Below are 20,420 nucleotides of genomic sequence, written 5' to 3' on the forward strand. Positions count from 1 at the left end.
GCAACATTTCGCGTTTCCCAACTATGCGGTGTACGGGGCGACCAAGGCCGCGCTCACCTTCCTCTCGCAGTCCCCGCGCACCGAGTCGGGGCCGCGCGACGTCCGCGTCACCAACATCGAGCCGGGGCTGACGGAGACCGAACTCAGCTCGCACATCGGCAGCGACGCACTGCGGGAGCAGGTTGCGGGGATGTTCGCGGCGCTGGACGGGCTGTCGGCCGAGGAGGTCGCCGACGTCGTGGCATACGCGGCGAGCCGCCCGCGGCGGGTGAACCTGCGGCAGATCGTGGTGCTGCCCACCCGGCAGGCCCGACGTGCCGCGCTCAGTCCTCCCGGTCGCCGTCCTGGGAGAGCCGGCGGCGCCGCCCGCCGAAGAGGCCGGGGTTCGTGCGGACCGCCTGGAAGGCGTTGACGCCGACGATGCCGGCCCAGGCGACGAGCAGGCCGGGCATCCGGGCGACGCCGCCGCCGATCGCGGACAGCGGGATCGCCAGGACCAGCGAGACGATGCCGAAGCCGAAGCGCTCGCCCCAGGAGTCCGTGGCCTTCGGCGACCGGGAGCCCCGGGCCACCACCAACTGCTGCTCGGCCAGCTGCCGGCGCACCCGTCGCTCGACGGCGCCGTCGATGCGTTGGCCGACCTTCTCCAGGAACGAGTCGACCAGCGCGGACTCGTACTCCTCGCCCAGTTCCCTGCGGGCCTGCAGGGTGGCGCTGAGCTCCCTCTTCAGTTCGGTGTCCGGAGCGTCCATTCCCGTCATGCGATTCAGGCTAGGGAGCAGGGAGCCCCGCCGCACTGGGGACAGCCCCCCTGTCGGCGTGGGGGTTCCCTCCGCGCCGCGAACCGGATTGCGAGGCATCGCTTGCCCTGCTGCATAACGGCATGCAGAGTTCTTGATATCTGAATAGGTTGTCAAAGGGTCCGGTGCTGAGGCGAGGTAGATCGAATGTCCGGCTTGAGGGGAGTTCCGGTGCCGGATGCTGTGCTGTCCGCGCATTCCGGTCCGGTCCCGGTACTCTCCCGGGGCGCCGGGGGACAGGCCGGCTTCGCCTCGCTCGCCGCGCGGAAGACGCAGCACGCGTGCGGCGCGTACCTTCTCATGGTCGGCTGCGAACTCGTGGCCGCCGTACGGGCGCTGCGCCGGCGCCGCCTCAGTTCCGACCCGGGACTCCCGGCGGGCCGGACGCCGGAGCTCGCCGAGTCGGCGCTCGACGAGGAACAGGCCGGCCGGCCGCTCACGGCCGACGTGACGGCGCAGGCGGCCCGGCTGCCGGACCGGTTCACTGACATCTGGAGGGGGAACGAGGCATGAGCGCGGACTGGGACACGGGTGCGGGTGTGACGGACAGCCCTGCCGGACGGCTGCAGGCGCTCTTCGAGGGGCACCGGCTGACACCGACCCAGCGGCGCATCGCGCACAGCATGGTGCGGCGGGCCGCCGACGTGCCGTTCCTGTCCAGCGTGGAACTGGCCGAACTGGCCGGGGTCAGCCAGCCGTCCGTGACCCGCTTCGCGGTCGCCCTCGGCTTCGACGGCTACCCCGCCCTGCGCAGGCACCTGCGCGAGGTCGCGCCCGCCGAACAGGCGGCGGACTCGGCGTCGTACAACGAGTACCAGCAGGCCGTCGAGGCCGAGATCGAGAACCTGAGGCATCTCGCGGAGCTCCTCGCCGATCCGCGGCCGGTGCAGCAGGCGGGACGGCTGCTGGCCGCCTCCCGGCCGCTGCCGGTGCTCGGACTGCGGGCCGCGGCCTCCCAGGCGTACGGCTTCGCGTACTTCGCCGCCAAGGTCCATCCGGACGTACGGCTGCTCAACGAGGGCGGCACGATGATCCACGACCGCATCGACGCCGCCGTACGGGCCGGTGCCTCGGCCCTGCTGTGCTTCGCGCTGCCCCGCCATCCGCGCGAGGTGGTGGACACGCTGGCCTATGCAAGGGCGGCGGGGCTGACGGTGGTCACCGTCGCCGACTCCGCATTCGCGCCGGTCGCCAAGGTGTCCGACCTGCTGCTGCCCGCCGCCGTCGGCACCGGCCTCGCCTTCGACACGGCCTGCGCGCCGATGCTGCTCGGCCGCGTGCTTCTCGAGGCGATGTGCGACGACCTGGCGGACGCGCAGGCTCGGCTGGAGGAGTTCGACGCGCAGGCGGCGGCGCGGGGGCTGTTCGTGGAGTGAGCGCGCGGCTGTTCTCAGACTCGTCTCACCTTCGCCCGCTAACTTCACGCCCGGACAGGCTGTGCCGGAGCGAGGAGGAGGCGGGAACGTGGCACGCGGAGGGCGTGGAGGTCAGGGACTGGCTCGGGTGGCCGTCGTCGTGCGGGCCGGAGCCGCGCCCCTGTGGTGGGCCGGGGTGATCGCGGCGGGCGTCGGCATTCTGGTGCCGGGCTTCACGGGGCGCCGGATCGGGGTGATGGCCGGGGCCGCGCTGTTCGTCGTCGCCGTGGCCGTCGTGTCGTACCGCCGCCGCAGGTGCTACGCCGCCCTCGCGCAGGGCGCCGCCCGGACGGGCAGGCACGACGTGCTCCAGGACCGCGCGGTGACCGTCCGCACCTGGCGCCGTGGTCACCGCTGGTGGCTGCTGCTCGCCTTCCTCGCCGCGCTCGGCAGCGCGTTCGCCGTGCCCGCCGCCGGGGGCATGCTGCTCGCCGGGTGCGGTGCCGGACTGCGGCTCAAGGCCGCCTGGATCGGGCGGCGGGAGCGGGACGGGGACGCCCTGCTGTGGGTGCGCGTCGACTGGCTCGGCGCGCGCGGCGGACGCCCGGCCGGCAAGCCGGTCAAGGCGTTCCGCAGCACCGGCATCGCGGCCGGCGACGCGGCCCCGGGCGGGGCCCGCCGCCGCACCGCGGCGCTGGTCTAGAGCGCCTGCGCGCTCAGACTTCGAGGTCCTCCTCGATCTTCTTCAGCTGGTGCCGCGCCATGGCCAGGTTGGCCCGCTTGGCGTCGAGCACCAGGTACAGGAAGAGGCCGTTGCCGCCACGGCCGCTGATCAGCCGGATCAGGTGGTACTGGTCGGACAGGGTGATCAGGATGTCCTCGATCTGGGCCTTGAGTCCGAGGTGCTCCATGGTGCGCATCTTGGCGCGTACGACGTCGGTGTTGCCGGCGGCGGCGACGTTGAGGTCGAAACCCTTGCTGCCGCCCATGGTGCCCAGCGCCATGCCGCTGGTGTAGTCGACGAGCGCGACGCCGGTGGCGCCCTCGATGGCGGCGAGCGCCTCTTTCAGTGTGGTTTCGGTGTTGGCCATGGGTGATCCCTTGTTCCTCTCAACTTTCCGTGGTGGTGCGCGCGTCGGCGGTCTGGCCGCGTGGGGCGCGCACCGCTCTGGTCCGTGCGGTGGTGGTCTTGGCGGCCGGTGCGGTGTCCTGTGTGCCGGCCGCTGTGTCTGGTGTGTCTGGGGGTTCGCCGGTGGGACTGTCGGTGGGACTGCCGGTGGGACTGCCGGTCGGTTTGCCGGTTGGTTTGCCAGTCGGTTTGCCGGTCGGTTTGCCGGTGGTTCTGGCCGAGGACTTCGGGGACTTCGCGGGCGTCCGGTCCGCCGCCTCGGCGTGCGCGTCGACGAGCTGACCGATACGGGCGGCTGCACGGCGGCCCTCCAGGTGGAGGCGGCCGACGTTGACGCGGTCCTGGGCGAGCAGCGTCAGCACGGCGGACGGCCCCGCCGCATAGGTCGCCACACAGCCGTACACGCCGCGGACGAGCAGCTCCCGGAAGTTCCCGTGACCCGTCGCGTCCGTCAGCTGCATGGCGAGGGCGCGGGAGGTCGCGGTGAGCGCGGCCACTCTGTCCGGCTCGACGCCGGGGGTGTCCTGAGCGAGAACGAGACCGCCGACGCCGGCCGCGAGTGCACCGGTGAGCTGCGGCACGCGGGCGCGCAGCCGGCGCAGCTCGTCCAGGATCTCGGCCTCCGCCGCCGTCGCCTGCGCTGCCATCAGGTCTCTCCTCTCGGCGCGTGGTCGCTGCCGTTCAAAGGGCCTCCAGCGCATCCCTGAGCCTCTTCAGCAGGGTGATGTCGGGATCGTCGCCCGGATCGCCGGGACCGGCGTTCTCGGGCGGGGGCTCCGGTGCGGAAGCCTGGGGCCGGGGGGAGACGAGGCCCGCCGCCACCAGCCGGCGCACGTCCACCAAGGTGTGGAACGCGGGCCGGCCCAGCTCACACGCGATGTCCGCGGCCGTCCGTACGCCGTCCACCCGGTCCAGGACCGCCCGCCGGCGGGCCGTGAGCGCCGGGGCCGCGCCCACCTCGGCCCGCACCAGCGGCGCACCGTCCGTTATCTGGTCGGGCCAGATGCGGTGCAGCAGGTCGCGGCGGCGCAGCGTCTCCCGTTCCAGGTCGGCCACCGGCACCGGTCGCACCGCGCCGGGCACGTCCGCGGTGTCGTAACGGAAGCGCCCCGGGGTGCTGCTGGGCGCGAGGGCGAAGTACGCCGCGTCGTACAGCGCCACCAGACGGCACAGCTCCAGCGCGCCCGGGGTGACCTGGATGCCGTCGGCCGGGCGGGACCCGGCGCGGTGCCGGCCGCCCGCCTCGCCCGCCGTCCGGCGCCCGGTGCCGGCGTCGAGGGTGCCGCAGACGGCGAGGAGCACGTCGAGGGACGGTGCGGCGGGGCTTTCCGCGTGCACCACCTGGCCCTCGGCGAGATGGAGCGTGCCGTGCTCGCGGACGAGGACGCCCGTGGCCCGCTCGGCGGCGAGCCGGGTCAGCATCGGCGAGACGCCGCCCCAGCCCCGCTGTCCGGCCGATGCCTTGTCCCGCACCGGCAGACGGGGCGGCGGGGTGGTTCTCACAGCGGTCATCCCAGCACCAGCCGTCCGGCCATCTCGCCGAGCCGGATGCGGGCCAGCGCGAGGTTCCCCTCTGTACGGGCCAGCCACAGGTGCAGGAACACGCTGCTGTCGAAGGACGTGGGCACGAACCGCAGCACGTGGTAGCTGTCCCGGTTGCTGAGTATGAGGTCCTCGACCGGCGGGTCGGCATCTCCTTCCTCTGTGTCGCCGTCGGACGCGAAGGCGTGCTGTTCGGCGGCCAGACGGGCGAGTTCGGCCGCCTCCGCGGCGGCCGCCTCGTGATCCCCGCCCGGGGACTCGCCCACGGTGCCCAGGGCCAGCCCGCTGGTCCAGTCGACCAGCGCGGCGCCCCGGGCGCCGGGCAGTCGCATGGCTTCAAGCAGGCACTCGTCGATTCCGGGCACCGTGGCTCCCCTCCCGCCTGGAGTTCGGCTGAGTGACGCCGAAACTACGCAACGTGTGCGCGGGGAGTGAGTGTTCTGGCATTTTCCGGCGGAACATGCTGCGGATGACTAAGGTGGGTCGGCTGACTCCGCTTCGTCCCGGTTGAGCAGCAGATCTGCCGATGCCGGTCAACCGCGCCCGGCTGCGGGGAGGGTGGTGAGCGCGGCGGCGTGCGCTGCGCCCGACTCGGCCACGATCTCCTCCACGGACTGCGGCTCGCGCACGGTCGCGAAGGCGACGCCGCCTGCCCCGTCCGGAGCGAAGCCGTAGATCCCGGGCCGGGCGAGGGAGTTGTACGCGTAGTGGTGCGCGAAGTAGTACGCGCCGGTGTCCAGCGCCGCCGCGTAGTCGCCCTGTTCCAGCAGGGGCAGCGCCCGGCCCACGGCGAGCAGGTCGCCCGCGAAGCAGGCCGGTCCCGCGATGTCCTGGATCACCTCGGGCCCGGTCCTGGGCCGCCCCTTCGCGTCGTACGCGGCGATGCGCAGCGGCCATGAACCCGGCACGTAGACCGTCCGCGTCGCGACCTGCACGCCCGCGTGCGTGACCGCCACCGGCCGCCCGCCGGCGCTCTTCGCGTACTCCACCCGGGCCACCACGGTCCCGTGCCTGGCCAGCAGCGACCGCCCGAACTCGGTGACCAGCCCGTACCGCCCGGCGAACAGCCCCGGCACCGCTTCCCTCAACAGCCGCGCGTACTCGGCGAACGTAGGCCGCGTCACGTCCGAGCCGAAGTCCACCGGCAGCCCGCCGCCGATGTCGATCGTGTCGATCTGCTGCCGGCCGATCCGCCGGTTGATCTCCTCGGCCAGCGCGTGGGTCTCCGCCACACCCTGCGCCATCAGCGACAGCGGGATGCCCTGCGACCCGGTGTGCGCGTGCAGCCGGGTCAGCCAGGGGCGGTCGGCGTACGCCCGCACGAGCCACTCGCGTGCCCCCTCGTCGCGCAGCGCCACACCGAACTTCGACGTCGCCGTGGCGGTGGACAGCGCTTCGATGGAGCCCCCGCCGACCTGCGGGTTCACCCGGATTCCGAGCGGGGAGCGGCTGGGCGCGGACCGCATCAGCCCGTCGATGCGGTCCAGCTCCTGCGGGTTGTCCGCGTTGACGGCGATCCCGAGCGCCAGCGCCTCGCGCAGCTCGGCCGGGGTCTTCGCGGGCGAGTCGAGCACGGTCAGGGCGGGCGGCAGTCCCGCGGCCCGGGCCAGCGCCAGCTCGCCGGGGCTCGCCACCTCCGCGCCGATGCCCTCCTCGCACAGCAGTCGCAGCACGGGGACCAGCGGTGTCGCCTTCACGGCGAAGGCGTGCAGCACGGGTGTGCCGGGTGCCACGACCGCGTCGAACGCAGCCCTGAGCTCCGCCGCCGACTCCCGGATGCCGATGACGTCGAGCAGGCCGGCGACGGGAGCGCCGGGCGCGAGCAGCCCCTGCTCCACGGCGGCCCGCACGGCCTCGTCGCGGCGGGTCGCCCGCTCGGTGCCGGTGCTGGTACCGGCGTCGGTGCCGGGGTCGCTCGCGTGACCGTCGTCGGTGTCCCTGCCGTTGCCCACAACATTCCCCGTCATGTCGATGTCCGTGCCCACTGGGACCACGCCGACACATCCAGCCGAACACCCTCGACGGGCCCACGCCGACGGAGCCCTGTATTGACTAGTTCTATTCAGGAAGTCAGGATGTGAATAACGGCAGCAACAATCCGCTAGGAGGCAGACCATGTCAGGACCCCGCCCCGTACGAGCGCCGCGCGGTACGGAACTGAGCGCCCTGGGATGGCAGCAGGAAGCCGCCCTGCGAATGCTGCAGAACAACCTCGACCCGGAGGTCGCCGAGCACCCCGACAAGCTCGTCGTCTACGGCGGCACCGGCAAGGCGGCCCGCGACTGGCGCTCCTTCGACGCCATGGTCCGCACGCTGCGCACCCTCAAGCAGGACGAGACGATGCTCGTCCAGTCCGGCCGCCCGGTCGGTGTCATGCAGACCCACGAGTGGGCCCCGCGCGTGCTCATCGCCAACTCCAACCTCGTCGGCGACTGGGCCAACTGGGAGGAGTTCCGCCGTCTGGAGGCCCTCGGCCTGACCATGTACGGCCAGATGACCGCCGGCTCCTGGATCTACATCGGCACGCAGGGCATCCTCCAGGGCACCTACGAGACCTTCGCCGCCGTCGCCGCGAAGAAGTTCGGCGGCACCCTCGCCGGAACGATCACCCTGACCGCCGGCCTCGGCGGCATGGGCGGCGCCCAGCCGCTCGCCGTGACCATGAACGACGGCGTCGCGATCTGCGTCGACTGCGACCCGCGCGCGATCGAGCGGCGCATCGAGCACCGGTACCTGGACGTGCAGGCCGACTCGCTGGACCACGCCCTCCAGCTGGCCGTCGAGGCCCGCGACGCCCGGCGCCCGCTGTCCGTCGGCGTCCTCGGCAACGCCGCCGAACTCGTCCCGCAGCTGCTCGCCATGGGCGCCCCCGTCGACATCGTCACCGACCAGACCTCGGCCCACGACCCGCTGGCCTACCTGCCGCTGGGCATGGACCTAGAGGACATGGCGTCCGCCGCGGCCAAGGACCCGGCCGGCTTCACGACCCGCGCCCGCGAGTCGATGGCCAGGCACGTCGAGGCCATGGTCGGCTTCATGGACGCCGGCGCCGAGGTCTTCGACTACGGCAACTCGATCCGCGGCGAGGCCCAGCTCGCCGGGTACGACCGCGCGTTCGCCTTCCCCGGCTTCGTCCCCGCCTACATCCGCCCCCTCTTCTGCGAGGGCAAGGGCCCCTTCCGCTGGGCGGCCCTGTCCGGCGAGGCCTCCGACATCGCGAAGACCGACAAGGCGATCCTGGACCTCTTCCCCGAGAACGAGTCCCTGGCCCGCTGGATCAAGATGGCCGGCGAGCGCGTCCACTTCCAGGGCCTGCCCGCCCGCATCTGCTGGCTCGGCTACGGCGAGCGCGACAAGGCCGGCGAGCGGTTCAACGACATGGTGGCGAGCGGCGAGCTCGCCGCACCGCTGGCCATCGGCCGCGACCATCTCGACTGCGGCTCCGTCGCCTCCCCCTACCGCGAGACCGAGGCCATGCTCGACGGCTCCGACGCGATCGCCGACTGGCCGCTGCTGAACGCGATGGTGAACGTGGCGTCCGGTGCGTCGTGGGTCTCCCTCCACCACGGAGGCGGGGTCGGCATGGGCCGGTCCATCCACGCCGGGCAGGTGACCGTGGCCGACGGTACGAAGCTGGGCGGCGAGAAGATCCGGCGCGTGCTGACGAACGACCCGGGCATGGGTGTGATCCGGCACGTGGACGCGGGGTACGACATCGCGGAGTCGGTTGCCGATGAGCGGGGTGTGCGGGTTCCCATGCGCGAGGGTGACGACGCGTGACGGTGAACGAGGGCGGCCACGGCAACTCCCCGGCAGGGGCAGACGTCTCGTCGCCGGGTGCGGGTCCGGCCGTGCCCACCCGCCCCCAGCCTCGGCTTCGCTCGACTGGCGCCGGGAGTTCCGGAGGCCCCGAGGGGAGCCCCGTCGCCCGGCGGCACGACGGCCCACAGCCTGTACGGCCCATCGCCTCGGCACACGCCGCGGGATCCTTCCAGGAAATGTGGCGCGAGTTGCACCCCGTCGGCCGGCACCCCGACTCCGGCGGCTACCGCCGTTTCGCCTGGACCGGAGCCGACGCCGAGTGCCGGGCCTGGTTCAAGGAGCAGGCCGAGGCCCGTGGGCTCGCCCTCGACATCGACCGCAACGGGAACCAGTGGGCCTGGCTGGGGGATCCCACTGCGGGGGACGCCGTCGTCACCGGGTCGCACCTCGACTCCGTGCCCGACGGCGGGGCCTTCGACGGGCCCCTCGGAGTCGTGTCCTCCTTCGCCGCACTGGACGAACTGCGCCGCAGGAACGCGCGGTTCACCAAGCCCCTCGCCATCGTCAACTTCGGCGACGAGGAGGGTGCCAGGTTCGGGCTCGCCTGTGTCGGGTCGCGGCTCACCGCCGGGCAGCTCACCGTCGAGCAGGCGCACCGGCTGACCGACGGCGACGGGATCACGCTGCCGCAGGCCATGGAGGCCGCCGGATACGACCCCGACGCCATCGGCGCCGACCCCGAGCGGCTCGCCCGCGTCGGCGCCTTCGTCGAACTCCACGTCGAGCAGGGGCGGGCGCTCGACCTGTCCGGCGACCGGGTCGGCATCGCCAGCGCCATCTGGCCGCACGGGCGGTGGCGGTTCGACTTCAGGGGCGAGGCCAACCACGCCGGCACCACCCGGCTCGTCGACCGGCGGGACCCCATGCTGTCCTACGCCGAGACCGTGCTCGCCGCCCGTCGCGAGGCCGGACTCGCCGGTGCCGTCGCCACCTTCGGCAAGATCGCGGTCGAGCCGAACGGCGTGAACGCCGTCCCCTCGCTGGTGCGCGGCTGGCTCGACTCCCGCGCCGCCGACCAGGAGAGCCTCGACACCGTGGTGGGCGGCGTCGAGAAGGCGGCCCGGGAGTACGCCGCCGCTCACGGCGTGGACCTCGACGTCGTCCGGGAGTCCTTCACGCCCGTCGTCGAGTTCGACCACGCCCTGCGCGACGAACTCGCCCGCATCCTGGGCAGGGACACCGACCTCAAGGTGCCCGTCCTCGGCACGGGTGCCGGACACGACGCCGGAATCCTCTCCGGGAGCATCCCGACCGCCATGCTGTTCGTGCGCAACCCCACGGGCGTCTCGCACTCGCCGGCCGAGTTCGCCGCCGAGGACGACTGTGTGGCCGGGGTGACCGCACTCGCCGACGTACTGGAAGGACTGGCCTGCAGGTGACGCACTCCCACACGCGCACGTACTGGCTGGAGCACGCCTGGCTCGGCACGAACGTCGAGCCGGGCGTGGCCCTCGACATCGACGCCGGCCGCATCACCGCCGTCCGCACGGACACGCCCACCCCGCCGCCCGGCGCCGAGATCCTGCGGGGTCTCACTCTCCCCGGGCTGGCCAACGCCCACAGCCACGCTTTCCACCGCGCCCTGCGCGGCGCGGTCCAGGTCGGCTCCGGCACCTTCTGGACCTGGCGCGAGGTCATGTACTCGTTCGCCGACCGGCTGACCCCGGAGACCTACCACGCTCTCGCCCGCGCCGTGTACGCGGAGATGGCGCTGGCCGGTGTCACGAGCGTCGGTGAGTTCCACTACGTCCACCACGCCCCCGGCGGCACTCCCTACGCCGACCCCAACGCGATGGGCGAGGCGCTCATCGCGGCGGCCGCCGAAGCCGGTATCCGTATCACCCTCCTCGACACCGCCTACCTGTCCTCCGGCTTCGGACAGCCGCCCAACACCCATCAGCGCCGCTTCTCCGACGGGACGGCCGACGTCTGGGCCGAACGCTGTTCAGTTCTCAAGGAACGGGATCACGCGCGGATCGGGGCGGCCATCCACTCCGTACGGGCCGTGCCCGCCGACCAGTTGGAGACCGTCGCGCGGTGGGCCGAGGAGCGGCGGGCTCCGCTCCATGTGCACCTGTCCGAGCAGACCGCCGAGAACGAGGCCTGCCGAGAAGTCCACGGGTGCACCCCGACGCAGCTCCTCGCCCTGCACGGCGTACTCGGGCCGCGCACCACCGGTGTCCACAACACCCACCTCACCGCCGAGGACATCTCCCTCATCGGCGGCAGCGGCACCGGCACCTGCATGTGCCCCACCACCGAACGCGACCTTGCCGACGGCATCGGACCCGCGGCCGCCCTGCAGAACGAAGGCTCCCCGCTCTCCCTCGGCTCCGACAGCCACGCCGTCATCGACCTGTTCGAAGAGGCGCGCGCCATGGAGCTGAACGAGCGCCTGCGCACCCGCACACGCGGCCACTGGACTGCCGCCGCCCTGCTGCGGGCGGCCTCCGCGGACGGTCACGCCGCGCTCGGCTGGCAGGAGGCGGGCAGCATCGAGCAGGGCGCGCTCGCCGACCTCACGACGATCGCGCTCGATTCGGTCAGGACAGCGGGGCCGCTGCCCAGGCTCGGCGCCGAGACGGCCGTATTCGCGGCGACCGCGGCGGACGTACGGCACACGGTCGTCGCCGGACGGCACGTCGTACGAGACGGAGCGCACGCGCTCGTACCGGATGTGCCGCAAGCCCTCGCGCAGGCCGTCGAAGCCCTGCGCGCGTGAAGACCGCCGAACCCCGCCCCCACGCGCATGCCCACGAGGACGCCATGAGCAGCACGACCGGCACGACCACCGTCATCACCAACATCGCCACGCTGGTCACCAACGACCCCTCCCTCGGACGGGGGTCCTCCCGCTCGAGCAAATTCGAGAGTGGGGGAGGCTCCCCCCTCGGCCTGATCCAGGACGCGGCCGTCGTCGTCGACGGCGACCGCATCGCGTGGACCGGTGAATCAAGCAAAGCACCCGCCACTGACAACCGGGTCGACGCAGGCGGCCGCGCGGTGCTCCCGGGCTTCGTCGACTCCCATTCCCACCTGGTCTTCGCGGGCGACCGCACCCAGGAGTTCAACGCCCGCATGTCCGGCCGCGCCTACCGCGCGGGCGGCATCCGGACGACCGTCGCCGCGACCCGGGCGGCCACGGACGCCGAACTCGAGGCCAATCTCACCCGCTACCTCGCCGAGGCCCTCCGCCAGGGCACGACCACCTTCGAGACGAAGTCCGGCTACGGCCTGACCGTCGAGGACGAGGCCCGCGCCCTGCGCATCGCCGCCCGCCACACCGACGAGGTCACCTACCTCGGCGCCCACATCGTCCCGCCCGACTTCGCCGAGGACCCGGCCGGCTACGTCGCCCTCGTCACCGGCGAGATGCTCGACGCCTGCGCCCCGCACGCCCGCTGGATCGACGTCTTCTGCGAGAAGGGCGCCTTCGACGGCGACCAGGCCCGCACGATCCTCACCGCGGGCAGGGCGAGGGGCCTGCACCCCCGCGTCCACGCCAACCAGCTCTCCTACGGCCCCGGCGTCCAACTGGCCGTCGAACTCGACGCGGCGAGCGCCGACCACTGCACCCACCTCACCGACGCGGACGTGGACGCCCTCGCGAACAGCCGTACCGTCGCCACCCTCCTGCCCGGCGCAGAGTTCTCCACCCGCGCCGAGTGGCCTGACGCCCGCCGCCTCCTCGACGCGGGTGTCACCGTCGCCCTGTCCACCGACTGCAACCCGGGCTCGTCCTTCACCTCCTCCGTCCCCTTCTGCATCGCACTCGCGGTACGGGACATGGGCATGACCCCCGACGAGGCGGTCTGGTCGGCCACGGCCGGCGGCGCCCGGGCCCTGCGCCGCGACGACATCGGCCGCCTCACACCCGGCGCCCGCGCCGACTTCACCCTCCTCGACGCCCCGAGCCACGTCCACCTGGCCTACCGACCGGGCGTGCCGCTGGTGGCCGGCGTGTGGCGGCGGGGCGTCCGCGAGGCCTGAGGGCGAACACGGGGATGACGCGGGGATGGATGACGCGGGGATCAGGAGTTCCCTGCCCGCCACCGCTGCTCCGCACCCCCGCTCAGCCGTTCCAGCGACAATCCGTCGCCGCCGTCCGGCGTCAGCGCCGTCGCGATGGCGACGGCGGGGCGGATCACGCCGTCGTCGTCCACGGTGAACCTCAGGTTGTCGCCGTTGCCGCCGTCGACGGAGTCGCACTCCCAGATTCCGACGCCCCTGTCCACGGAGCCGCGGCTGTCCAGGCAGAAGTCGGGGTCGGCGTACGACTGGATGACGCCACGCCGGGAGTCGGCCCGCCACCGCTGGGTGCCGGAGAAGCCGCAGGGCGCCGTGACGACGTCCGTGCCCTTCTCCATGTCGCCGTCGCGGATGTCGAGGCACAGGCCCGAGGCGAGGTTCACCACCTGGGCGTACGTGCCGTCCGGCGGGTGTGCCGGGGAGGGCGTGGGGGTTGGCCGCTTCGGACGAGCCGTCTTCGACCGGGTCTGACTCGGTTTCGGGGAGGGGGACTTGCTGGTCGCGGACGGGGACGGGGTCGCCGGCACCGTCGCCGTGACGGTCACCGGCGGTGGAACGGGCGGCGTTGCGACGGTGGAGCCGGCCGCCCGCTGGGACGGCTGGGACGGCTGGGAGGACCAACCGTCCGTTGACAACATGAACACCAGCAGCGGGGCCAGGGCCACGCCGAGCGCCGCCGAGGCCAGGACGAAGCGGCGCGACGGTGGCCAAGTCGCCGAAACCGGCCGCATGTCGGGGCCTTGTGTGTCGCGGGCGTCGGGTCTGCGGCCCCGGGCCATGACGTATGCCGTGCCGGCCCAGGGCAGCAGACCCTCGGCCAGGGTGGTGCGCGGGCTGTCGCGAAGGGCGGACAGCTCCTCGTAGGCCGTCGTGCAGTGCGCGCAGTGCGCCATGTGGGCGTGCAGATCGGCGCTGTGACGCGGGTTGTCGGGCCGTACCGACTCCTCGATGAGCCTGCGGAAGTCGCCGCAGCGGAAGTCGTCGGAGGCGGCGAGACGGGACTTCAGGCAGGCCTGGGCCATGGCCTGGAGCGCCTGCTCCGTGCCGTAGACCACGTCCTCGCGCGTGAGCCCGAGGAAGCCGGCGGTGCCGTCCACGGGCTCCCGCTCCACGATCCCGTACCAGACGAGGCCCTGCGTGCGGGCGGGCAGCGACCGGAACGGGCCGAGCATGGGCGGGACCGGCCCCCCGGGTGCCGCGGTGTTCAGGACCAGCAGCAGGCCCGCGTCGAGTCCGGCGGCCCGCTCGTCCCCGGCCCACACCGCGGCCACCCGCCCGGCCAGCAGCAGGAGTCGGTGCCGCCACGGGACGCCGGAGTCGATGCCCCGCGCCGTCTCCCGAGCCGCGAGCGTGAACGCCTGCGCCACCAACTGCCGTGCCACGGACTCGCTGGTGGTGCACAGGCGGGCGTGGGCGAGGACCGCCGGGCGGTGCCGCGCGCGCAGTTCCTGGAGCGCCGAGTACGCGGCGGCCGTGTCAGTGCGCAGCAACTCGGTGAGCCGCGCGTCGGAGGCGCCGACGTGCACTCCTCCGTATGAACCGCCGCCGTATGAACCGCTGCCGTATGAACCGCTTCCGTACCAACCGCTTCCGTACGAACCGCCGCCGCCGTACGAACCGCCCGCGGACTCGGCGCCGTCGTCGGTCCCGTCGTCGGCCCGAGCCATCCACCCGCCTCCTCGCACCCGGTGACGCCATCCGGCGCGGTCCTGACGGACCGGCCAGTCTGGCCGGTGCCATAGTGATGGAAGGGGCTCGGGGGGAAAAGAGTTTCCGTGGGTAACCCACGAACGGTCTGTACACGCGGTGTGCCCGCCGCCCACCCGGACGCCGGACACACCGCGTTCACGAAGAGGTTGTCACTCCTCGACCGTCAGCCCCTTGCGCAGCCGCACCAGCGTTCGCGAGAGCAGCCGTGACACGTGCATCTGCGAGATGCCGAGCTCGTCGCCGATCTCCGACTGGGTCATTCCCGCGACGAAACGGAGGGACAGGATCCTCCGGTCCCGGGACGGGAGTTCGGCGATCAACGGCTTCAACGACTCGACGTACTCGATGCCTTCGAGCCCGTGGTCCTCGTACCCGATGCGGTCCGCGAGGGCGCCCTCGGCGTCGTCCTCCTCCGGCTGGGCGTCCAGCGAGGAGGCGGTGTACGCGTTCGAGGCGGCCATGCCCTCGACGACCTCGTCGTTCGAGATGCCCAGGCGCTCCGCCAACTCGGGCACCGTCGGCGCGCGGTCGAACCGCTGGGCCAGTTCGTCACCGGCCTTGGCCAGGTCGAGCCGGAGTTCCTGCAGCCGGCGCGGTACGCGCACGGACCACGACGTGTCCCGGAAGAAGCGCTTGATCTCACCGACGATGGTCGGCATCGCGAAGGTGGGGAACTCCACGCCGCGGCTGAGCTCGAAGCGGTCGATCGCCTTGATCAGGCCGATGGTGCCGACCTGGATGATGTCCTCCATCGGCTCGCTGCGCGAGCGGAAGCGGGAGGCGGCGAACTTGACCAGGGCGAGGTTCAGTTCGACGAGCGTGTTGCGGACGTACGAGTACTCGTGGGTCCCTTCCTCCAGCGACTCGAGCCGCGAGAAGAGGGTCTTGGACAGGGCCCGTGCGTCCACCGGGCCCACCTCGTCGTACGGCGGGATCTCCGGAAGTCCGGCGAGTGCGTCGTCCTGGTCGTCCCGGTTCTCCCGGTCGTCCTGCGCGACGTCGACGAGTACGCCGTCGCGCTCGATGGGATCCAGATGTTCCGGGGGGGATGTCGACGTCGCCTCATGGGTATGCGATGCGTCGAGCCGGGGTGACATGATGTCCTCCATCGTTCTCGGCATATGGCTGCCGAAGCCGTGCGTGCACTGCGGTGTGCGGCGCCTCCAAAGCCGGCCGTGTCGAATACGTGTCTCTACTAGCCCTACCCGCTTTCCCGAGCCCGCCGCAAGTGCATTTTGTGTGGTTATGTCCGTTTGCGGGGGATTATTCGGGTGTCGGGGAATGTGGAGAAGGCGTAGTGTTCGAGGGCGTCAGTCAGCAGCCACGACGTCGGGAGAGACAAGGCATGGACCGCGGGACGGTCGGCAGCGCACAGTCGGGTCGGCTTCTGGTTGAGGTTCGGGAAGAGGGCTCCAGTGCCGTCGTGACCCCGGCGGGTGAGTTGGATCACCACACCGCCGAGTTGTTGCGTGAGCCACTCGAGGACTGCCTCGCCAAAGGACTCAGCCGACTGGTGGTCGACTGCTCGCGCCTGGAGTTCTGCGACTCCACCGGGCTCAACGTGCTGCTCGGCGCGCGGCTGAAGGCGGAGGCGGCCGGGGGCGGGGTGCATCTCGCGGGAATGCTGCCCGTGGTCGCGCGCGTCTTCGAGATCACGGGGGCCGAAGCGGTCTTCACTGTCCATGACAGCCTCGAAGCCGCCCTCGCCGACGACTCGGGCGGAGACGACTGAGCCGGACCGGCTCGCGGACCGTGTCCCGGCGCACCCCTGTGACCGGCGGTTTTCAGGCGTCACGCGTTTCGTGCCGAATAGGGGGTGTTCTGCCGGTCCGGTCGGGCAGGAGACCTCCGTACTGAATGCCGTACTGAATGCCCTACTGCTGACTGTCGTACTGACAACGCAGAGACTTGAACAAGTGACTTTTGAATTGTGAACCGGTGAATCGGTGAGGTGAAGCGCTGATGAGCACCACCCGGCCTTACCCGCCGGGCGACCGCGGCCCGGAGCCCAGCGGCGCTTCCGGGGCGTCCGAGGGGGGCGCGACTGTGTCGTCGGGGGGTCAGCACATCCGCAGACTGAGCTTCGACGGGGAGAGCGGCGTCGTCCCGCTCGCCCGCGACTTCGCCCGCCAGGCGCTGTACGCGTGGGGCTGGCTGCCCGCCGCCACAGCCGACCGGCGGGCCGCCGCCGAGGACGTGCTGCTGGTCGTCTCCGAGCTGGTCACCAACGCCTGCCTGCACGCCGAGGGCCCGGACGAGCTGTGGATCTCCTGCGACAACAAGGTGATCCGGATCGAGATCTCCGACAAGGGCACGGGCCAGCCGGCCCCCCGCACGCCGCACCGCGCCGGCCGCCCCGGCGGTCACGGGATGTTCATCGTGCAGCGGCTGTGCCTGGACTGGGGTGTCGTCCGGGCCCCCGGGGTCGCGGGAAAGACCGTGTGGGCGGAACTGGGCGCTCCTGCCTGAGGGGCACCCGGCCGGCCCGTGGGAGTCACCTGCCCCGCCGCAGCCGTCCGATTAGAGGGTTACCCGCGGTTCGAACCCTTCTGTGTACGTCACCTCGCGCGCGCCGGATCACCACAGATCCGGCGCGCGCTGTGTCTTCCGTCCGCAAGGCCCCGGGCGTACCTTGACGGCCCGATCTGATGTGCCGTCAGGAATGAGGGGACCGTGTCGAACCGGACGTACCACAAACGAACCGCCGCACTCGCGTCCGCCGCGGCCCTGGCCGGCTCGGCGGTGCTGATGGCCGCTCCCGCGGCCCATGCCGAGGTCGTCGACGTCAACTACCGGTGCAAGACGCCGATCGGCGGCAAGAGCGCCGTCTCGCCCATCGACATCAAGGTCCTGCACGCCGTCGAACAACCCGGGACCGTCGCTGACCCTGGACGTGACAGCGGCGGCCGGAGGTTCCTCGGGCACCTCCCAGAGCGGCAGCGGCTCCGGCACCGAACTCCCGCAGACCGGCCCCGAGGACTCGGCGATCGCCCTCGGCACCCTGGGCGGCACGGTGCTGCTCTCGGGCGCGGCGGGCGTGCTCTGGCTGACGCGGAGGAACCAGACGGCGCGGCTGCGCCGCTGACCGCGGGTCAGTACGACTCCCGCGACCGTCAGACCGCACCACCCGCCATGGTCCGCCATGACCGTACACGGCTACGGCCACGGCCACGGCCACGGCCGTACGACGTACGACCCGCCACGTCCGTACGACCCTCACGTCCGTACGACGCCGGAGCCGCCATGCCTTCACCGGCCCGCGCCCCGCGCACCCTGCCCGTCCAACTGCCGCCGGGACGCTGTCTGCGGCTCACCGAGCCCTGGCCCGGCCGGCCCGCCCTGCACCCGGTCGACGTGCGGTTGACGGTGACCGCGGCGGGCGGAGCGCGCGGCACGGCCGGGGCGTCGGCGCGGTTCGTGCCGTGGGGTGCGGGGGCCGGGGGTGCGGTGGCCGTGCCCGGTGCCCTGGCCGTCGTACGACAGCGTGGGCGCCGTACGTCCGATGACGGCGAAGGGTCCGAACACCACCGTACCGGAGTCGAGTTGACGGGAGCGGTGACGTGAGCGGCAAGGTGCGGATCACGGCGCTGGCGGCGGTGCTCGGCCTGCTTCTGCTGCCCCTCGCGGGCACGGCCACGGCCTCCGGCGGGCCGAGCGTCCGGCTGTCCAAGCCGCAGGCGGGAACGGGGGGTTCGGTCACGGTCACCGGCAGCGGCTGGCGGCCGCACACCCTGCCGATGCTGCTGATCTGCGGGCAGTCCGCGCCTTCGCGGAGTGTCGTCGGCGGCACCAACTCCTGCGCCAACGCGGACGGCCGGGCCGTCACCACGGATGCCCAGGGCCGTTTCAGCGGGAAGCTGCCGGTCGCCGAACCGCCGGTGCCGTGCCCGTGCGTGGTGCACGCGGCCACGGCGACCGGGGCCGAGGCGGAGGCGGACGCGGTCTTCCGGGTGGCCGGGCACGCGGTCGAACCGCTGCCCGCGGAACCTGCGGGCGGCCGTCTGTCCGTCCTCACGGACACCCGGCTCGACGGGTCGAGCGGCCTGCTCACCTGGTTCGGGGCGCCGCCCGCGCGCACCCTCGTCTTCACCGTCGGCAACGTCGGCACCTCGGCCGTCAGGAACCCCGTCTTCCAAGTGGGTTCCTCCCACGGAGTGTTCGCCCCGCAGTGGGAGGAGCAGCAGTGGCGCGGCACGCTCGAGCCCCGCGAGAAGGCGCAGATCAGGCTCCCGGTCGCACTGTCGGCCGGGGCGCACGGCGACTACACCGTCTCGCTGAAGTACGGCGGCAAGGTCCTCGCCGAGCAGCAGTGGGGCGTGGGCAGGCCCTGGGGCGTCACGCTGTTCTGGATCCTGGTCTGCCTGGTGGTCCCGGCCACGCTGTTCCGCACCGGGATGGACGTGGTGGACGGGTACGGCCGCGCCGACCGGGCGGTGTCCGCCACCGCGGGCTGCGCCTGCCCGAACCAGTGGCGCGTCAGCCAGGGTTCGCCCCGTCGCGACGCCCGGCCCGCTCCCCCACTGCCTCAAGGGTGTGGGAGGTGCCCCCACCCGCCGCACCCGCCGAGAGTCCGAGTACGTCCAGTACGAGGACTTCCGGCCGGCACGCCGGGAGCACGCACCGGACGCCGGACGCCGCTCCCTGACGGGCAGACCTTGGCTGACGCGGCACTGGCCTTCCGTCTGCCGGGGTTGCCCGTCCCCGCCCAGGAACCTCCCGCCGCCACGGCCCTCACGTGGTTCACCCCGGACTCCGACCCGGGCAGGGCCGGCCGGCTCTCCGCACCGCACGACGACAGCCCGACGAGCCCTGCGGCCCCACCAGGAAGCGGCCCATGTGACGCGCTCCCAGAGCGGGAGCGCGCCCGGTGGGGGGCCGGCACCGGCGGAACCCGGCGTCCACCCCACGCCCACGGGACCGCCGCCCCGGGTCGCGGGGCGGCGGACGGCGGTCGCTGGGATCCACGCCTCAGCGCGCGTCGACGCGCTGTGAGGCCCGGCCACAGGTCATTCCTTCCAGGGCCGGCGAGAACCGGCCAGCACGCAAAAGAGACCTTCGGCGTCAAATGCCGCCAAAGGTCCCCGCGGTGCCACAGGCACAGATTCACCATGCGGCAGGACAGGGTTGGAAATGGAAGGACCTGAGACCCGAATCACAGGTGCCGGTGGAACCGTAGGGGCGTTTCAAAGGCCACTGCCAGGATCGCACCCCAAAGTCATAGGTATGTCCAATGGTAAGAATCACCGCCGCCGATCACACCCCGGCTCTTGTCATGGGCGGTCTACCATCACCTCATGACCCGTGTACTGCTCGCCGAGGACGACGCGTCCATCTCGGAGCCGCTGGCCCGCGCACTGCGCCGGGAAGGGTACGAGGTCGAGGTGCGCGAGGACGGCCCCACCGCACTCGACGCCGGAATGCAGGGCGGCGTCGACCTGGTCGTGCTGGACCTCGGCCTGCCCGGCATGGACGGCCTGGAGGTCGCCCGGCGGCTGCGCGCCGAGGGGCACACCGTCCCGATCCTCATCCTGACCGCGCGCGCCGACGAGGTGGACACCGTCGTCGGCCTCGACGCGGGTGCCGACGACTACGTCACCAAGCCCTTCCGGCTCGCCGAGCTGCTCGCCCGCGTCCGGGCCCTGCTGCGGCGCGGCGCCGCGGAGCCGCAGCAGCCGCCGGCCACCCACGGCGTGCGCATCGACGTCGAGTCGCACCGCGCCTGGATGGGCGAGGAGGAGCTCCAGCTCACCGCCAAGGAGTTCGACCTGCTGCGGGTTCTCGTGCGGGATGCCGGGCGGGTCGTCACACGGGACCAGCTGATGCGCGAGGTCTGGGACACGACGTGGTGGTCGTCGACCAAGACGCTCGACATGCACATCTCGTGGCTGCGCAAGAAGCTCGGCGACGACGCGGCGAACCCGCGGTACATCGCGACCGTGCGGGGCGTGGGGTTCCGGTTCGAGAAGAGCTGAACGCAGCGCCGGGGCTTGGCCGACTACCCGCCCAAGGATGGGGTGGCTTGTGCCGGGTGCG

19 protein-coding genes and 3 pseudogenes are annotated in these 20,420 nt (G+C 72.5%); 14 read left to right on the plus strand and 8 right to left on the minus strand.

What is annotated here, in order from left to right; translation table 11 throughout:
- Window positions 1-4: 4 nt before the first annotated feature.
- Window positions 5-310 (plus strand): annotated as a pseudogene (locus tag ACZ562_RS21410) (SDR family oxidoreductase); the annotation flags it as partial.
- Between the two features lie 13 nt (window positions 311-323).
- On the opposite strand, the gene ACZ562_RS21415 reads toward ACZ562_RS21410, so the two are convergent.
- Complete coding sequence (locus ACZ562_RS21415; protein WP_471181545.1) at window positions 324-752, minus strand: hypothetical protein; 429 nt, start codon at window positions 750-752, stop codon at window positions 324-326.
- 219 nt (window positions 753-971) lie between these two features.
- Between ACZ562_RS21415 and ACZ562_RS21420 the strand changes: the two genes are divergently transcribed.
- The 3 genes from ACZ562_RS21420 to ACZ562_RS21430 all read left to right on the plus strand — a co-directional run bounded on the left by ACZ562_RS21420 (window position 972) and on the right by ACZ562_RS21430 (window position 2,858).
- Window positions 972-1,313 (plus strand): hypothetical protein, encoded by a 342-nt coding sequence (locus ACZ562_RS21420; protein ID WP_471181376.1) that lies wholly within the window; start codon window positions 972-974, stop codon window positions 1,311-1,313.
- Window positions 1,310-2,176 carry a MurR/RpiR family transcriptional regulator gene (locus tag ACZ562_RS21425; RefSeq protein WP_471181378.1) on the plus strand — a complete coding sequence of 289 codons (867 nt, stop codon included), beginning with the start codon at window positions 1,310-1,312 and terminating at the stop codon, window positions 2,174-2,176. The genes ACZ562_RS21420 and ACZ562_RS21425 overlap by 4 nt, the downstream gene beginning before the upstream one ends.
- Before the next feature lie 88 nt (window positions 2,177-2,264).
- The gene (locus tag ACZ562_RS21430; RefSeq protein ID WP_471181381.1) at window positions 2,265-2,858 is read left to right on the plus strand and encodes a hypothetical protein; all 594 of its coding nucleotides are present in this window, start codon (window positions 2,265-2,267) and stop codon (window positions 2,856-2,858) included.
- Between the two features lie 13 nt (window positions 2,859-2,871).
- Here ACZ562_RS21430 and ACZ562_RS21435 read toward each other — a convergent pair whose 3' ends face one another.
- The 5 genes from ACZ562_RS21435 to ACZ562_RS21455 form a co-directional block, all read right to left on the minus strand.
- Window positions 2,872-3,246 (minus strand): roadblock/LC7 domain-containing protein, encoded by a 375-nt coding sequence (locus ACZ562_RS21435; protein WP_471181384.1) that lies wholly within the window; start codon window positions 3,244-3,246, stop codon window positions 2,872-2,874.
- A 19-nt stretch (window positions 3,247-3,265) separates the two neighbouring features.
- Entirely contained in the window at window positions 3,266-3,931 is a 666-nt protein-coding gene (locus ACZ562_RS21440; protein WP_471181387.1) for a roadblock/LC7 domain-containing protein, read from the minus strand.
- Between the two features lie 34 nt (window positions 3,932-3,965).
- A complete protein-coding gene (locus ACZ562_RS21445; protein ID WP_471181389.1) occupies window positions 3,966-4,796 on the minus strand; it encodes a transcriptional regulator in 831 nt (276 codons plus the stop codon).
- Window positions 4,793-5,191, minus strand: coding sequence for a hypothetical protein (locus ACZ562_RS21450; RefSeq protein ID WP_471181392.1), 399 nt, complete (start codon window positions 5,189-5,191; stop codon window positions 4,793-4,795). Before ACZ562_RS21450 ends, ACZ562_RS21445 begins: the two co-directional genes overlap by 4 nt.
- Before the next feature lie 168 nt (window positions 5,192-5,359).
- The gene (locus tag ACZ562_RS21455; protein ID WP_471181394.1) at window positions 5,360-6,793 is read right to left on the minus strand and encodes a type III PLP-dependent enzyme domain-containing protein; all 1,434 of its coding nucleotides are present in this window, start codon (window positions 6,791-6,793) and stop codon (window positions 5,360-5,362) included.
- 148 nt (window positions 6,794-6,941) lie between these two features.
- Here ACZ562_RS21455 and hutU point away from each other — a divergent pair, with 148 nt between their 5' ends.
- From hutU to hutI, 4 genes are all read left to right on the plus strand, one after another.
- Entirely contained in the window at window positions 6,942-8,606 is a 1,665-nt protein-coding gene (hutU, locus tag ACZ562_RS21460) for a urocanate hydratase (RefSeq protein WP_471181397.1), read from the plus strand.
- 218 nt (window positions 8,607-8,824) lie between these two features.
- Entirely contained in the window at window positions 8,825-10,027 is a 1,203-nt protein-coding gene (locus tag ACZ562_RS21465) for an allantoate amidohydrolase (RefSeq protein WP_471181400.1), read from the plus strand.
- Window positions 10,024-11,370, plus strand: coding sequence for a formimidoylglutamate deiminase (locus ACZ562_RS21470; RefSeq protein ID WP_471181403.1), 1,347 nt, complete (start codon window positions 10,024-10,026; stop codon window positions 11,368-11,370). Before ACZ562_RS21465 ends, ACZ562_RS21470 begins: the two co-directional genes overlap by 4 nt.
- 44 nt (window positions 11,371-11,414) lie before the next feature.
- Window positions 11,415-12,638: an imidazolonepropionase gene (gene hutI, locus ACZ562_RS21475; protein WP_471181406.1), complete on the plus strand. Its 1,224-nt coding sequence runs from the start codon at window positions 11,415-11,417 to the stop codon at window positions 12,636-12,638.
- A 41-nt stretch (window positions 12,639-12,679) separates the two neighbouring features.
- Here hutI and ACZ562_RS21480 read toward each other — a convergent pair whose 3' ends face one another.
- Together ACZ562_RS21480 and ACZ562_RS21485 are read right to left on the minus strand one after the other, a co-directional pair.
- Window positions 12,680-14,344 (minus strand): ricin-type beta-trefoil lectin domain protein, encoded by a 1,665-nt coding sequence (locus ACZ562_RS21480; protein ID WP_471181408.1) that lies wholly within the window; start codon window positions 14,342-14,344, stop codon window positions 12,680-12,682.
- A gap of 192 nt (window positions 14,345-14,536) precedes the next feature.
- On the minus strand, window positions 14,537-15,484 hold the full coding sequence (locus ACZ562_RS21485; RefSeq protein WP_471181411.1) for an RNA polymerase sigma factor SigF: 948 nt from the start codon (window positions 15,482-15,484) through the stop codon (window positions 14,537-14,539).
- A gap of 248 nt (window positions 15,485-15,732) precedes the next feature.
- On the opposite strand from ACZ562_RS21485, the gene ACZ562_RS21490 reads away from it, so the two are divergent.
- The 6 genes and pseudogenes from ACZ562_RS21490 to ACZ562_RS21515 all read left to right on the plus strand — a co-directional run bounded on the left by ACZ562_RS21490 (window position 15,733) and on the right by ACZ562_RS21515 (window position 20,359).
- Window positions 15,733-16,119, plus strand: coding sequence for an STAS domain-containing protein (locus ACZ562_RS21490; protein WP_471181414.1), 387 nt, complete (start codon window positions 15,733-15,735; stop codon window positions 16,117-16,119).
- Between the two features lie 230 nt (window positions 16,120-16,349).
- Window positions 16,350-16,856, plus strand: coding sequence for an ATP-binding protein (locus tag ACZ562_RS21495; protein ID WP_471181417.1), 507 nt, complete (start codon window positions 16,350-16,352; stop codon window positions 16,854-16,856).
- Between the two features lie 204 nt (window positions 16,857-17,060).
- Window positions 17,061-17,472, plus strand: a pseudogene (locus ACZ562_RS21500) (LPXTG cell wall anchor domain-containing protein).
- Window positions 17,473-17,630: 158 nt separating this feature from the next.
- The gene (locus ACZ562_RS21505) at window positions 17,631-17,951 is read left to right on the plus strand and encodes a hypothetical protein (protein WP_471181420.1); all 321 of its coding nucleotides are present in this window, start codon (window positions 17,631-17,633) and stop codon (window positions 17,949-17,951) included.
- Window positions 17,948-19,032, plus strand: a pseudogene (locus ACZ562_RS21510) (hypothetical protein). Before ACZ562_RS21505 ends, ACZ562_RS21510 begins: the two are co-directional and overlap by 4 nt.
- Before the next feature lie 649 nt (window positions 19,033-19,681).
- On the plus strand, window positions 19,682-20,359 hold the full coding sequence (locus ACZ562_RS21515) for a response regulator transcription factor (protein WP_235457590.1): 678 nt from the start codon (window positions 19,682-19,684) through the stop codon (window positions 20,357-20,359).
- Window positions 20,360-20,420 lie beyond the last annotated feature (61 nt).

This window comes from Streptomyces sp. NPDC040410 (genome assembly GCF_055595715.1).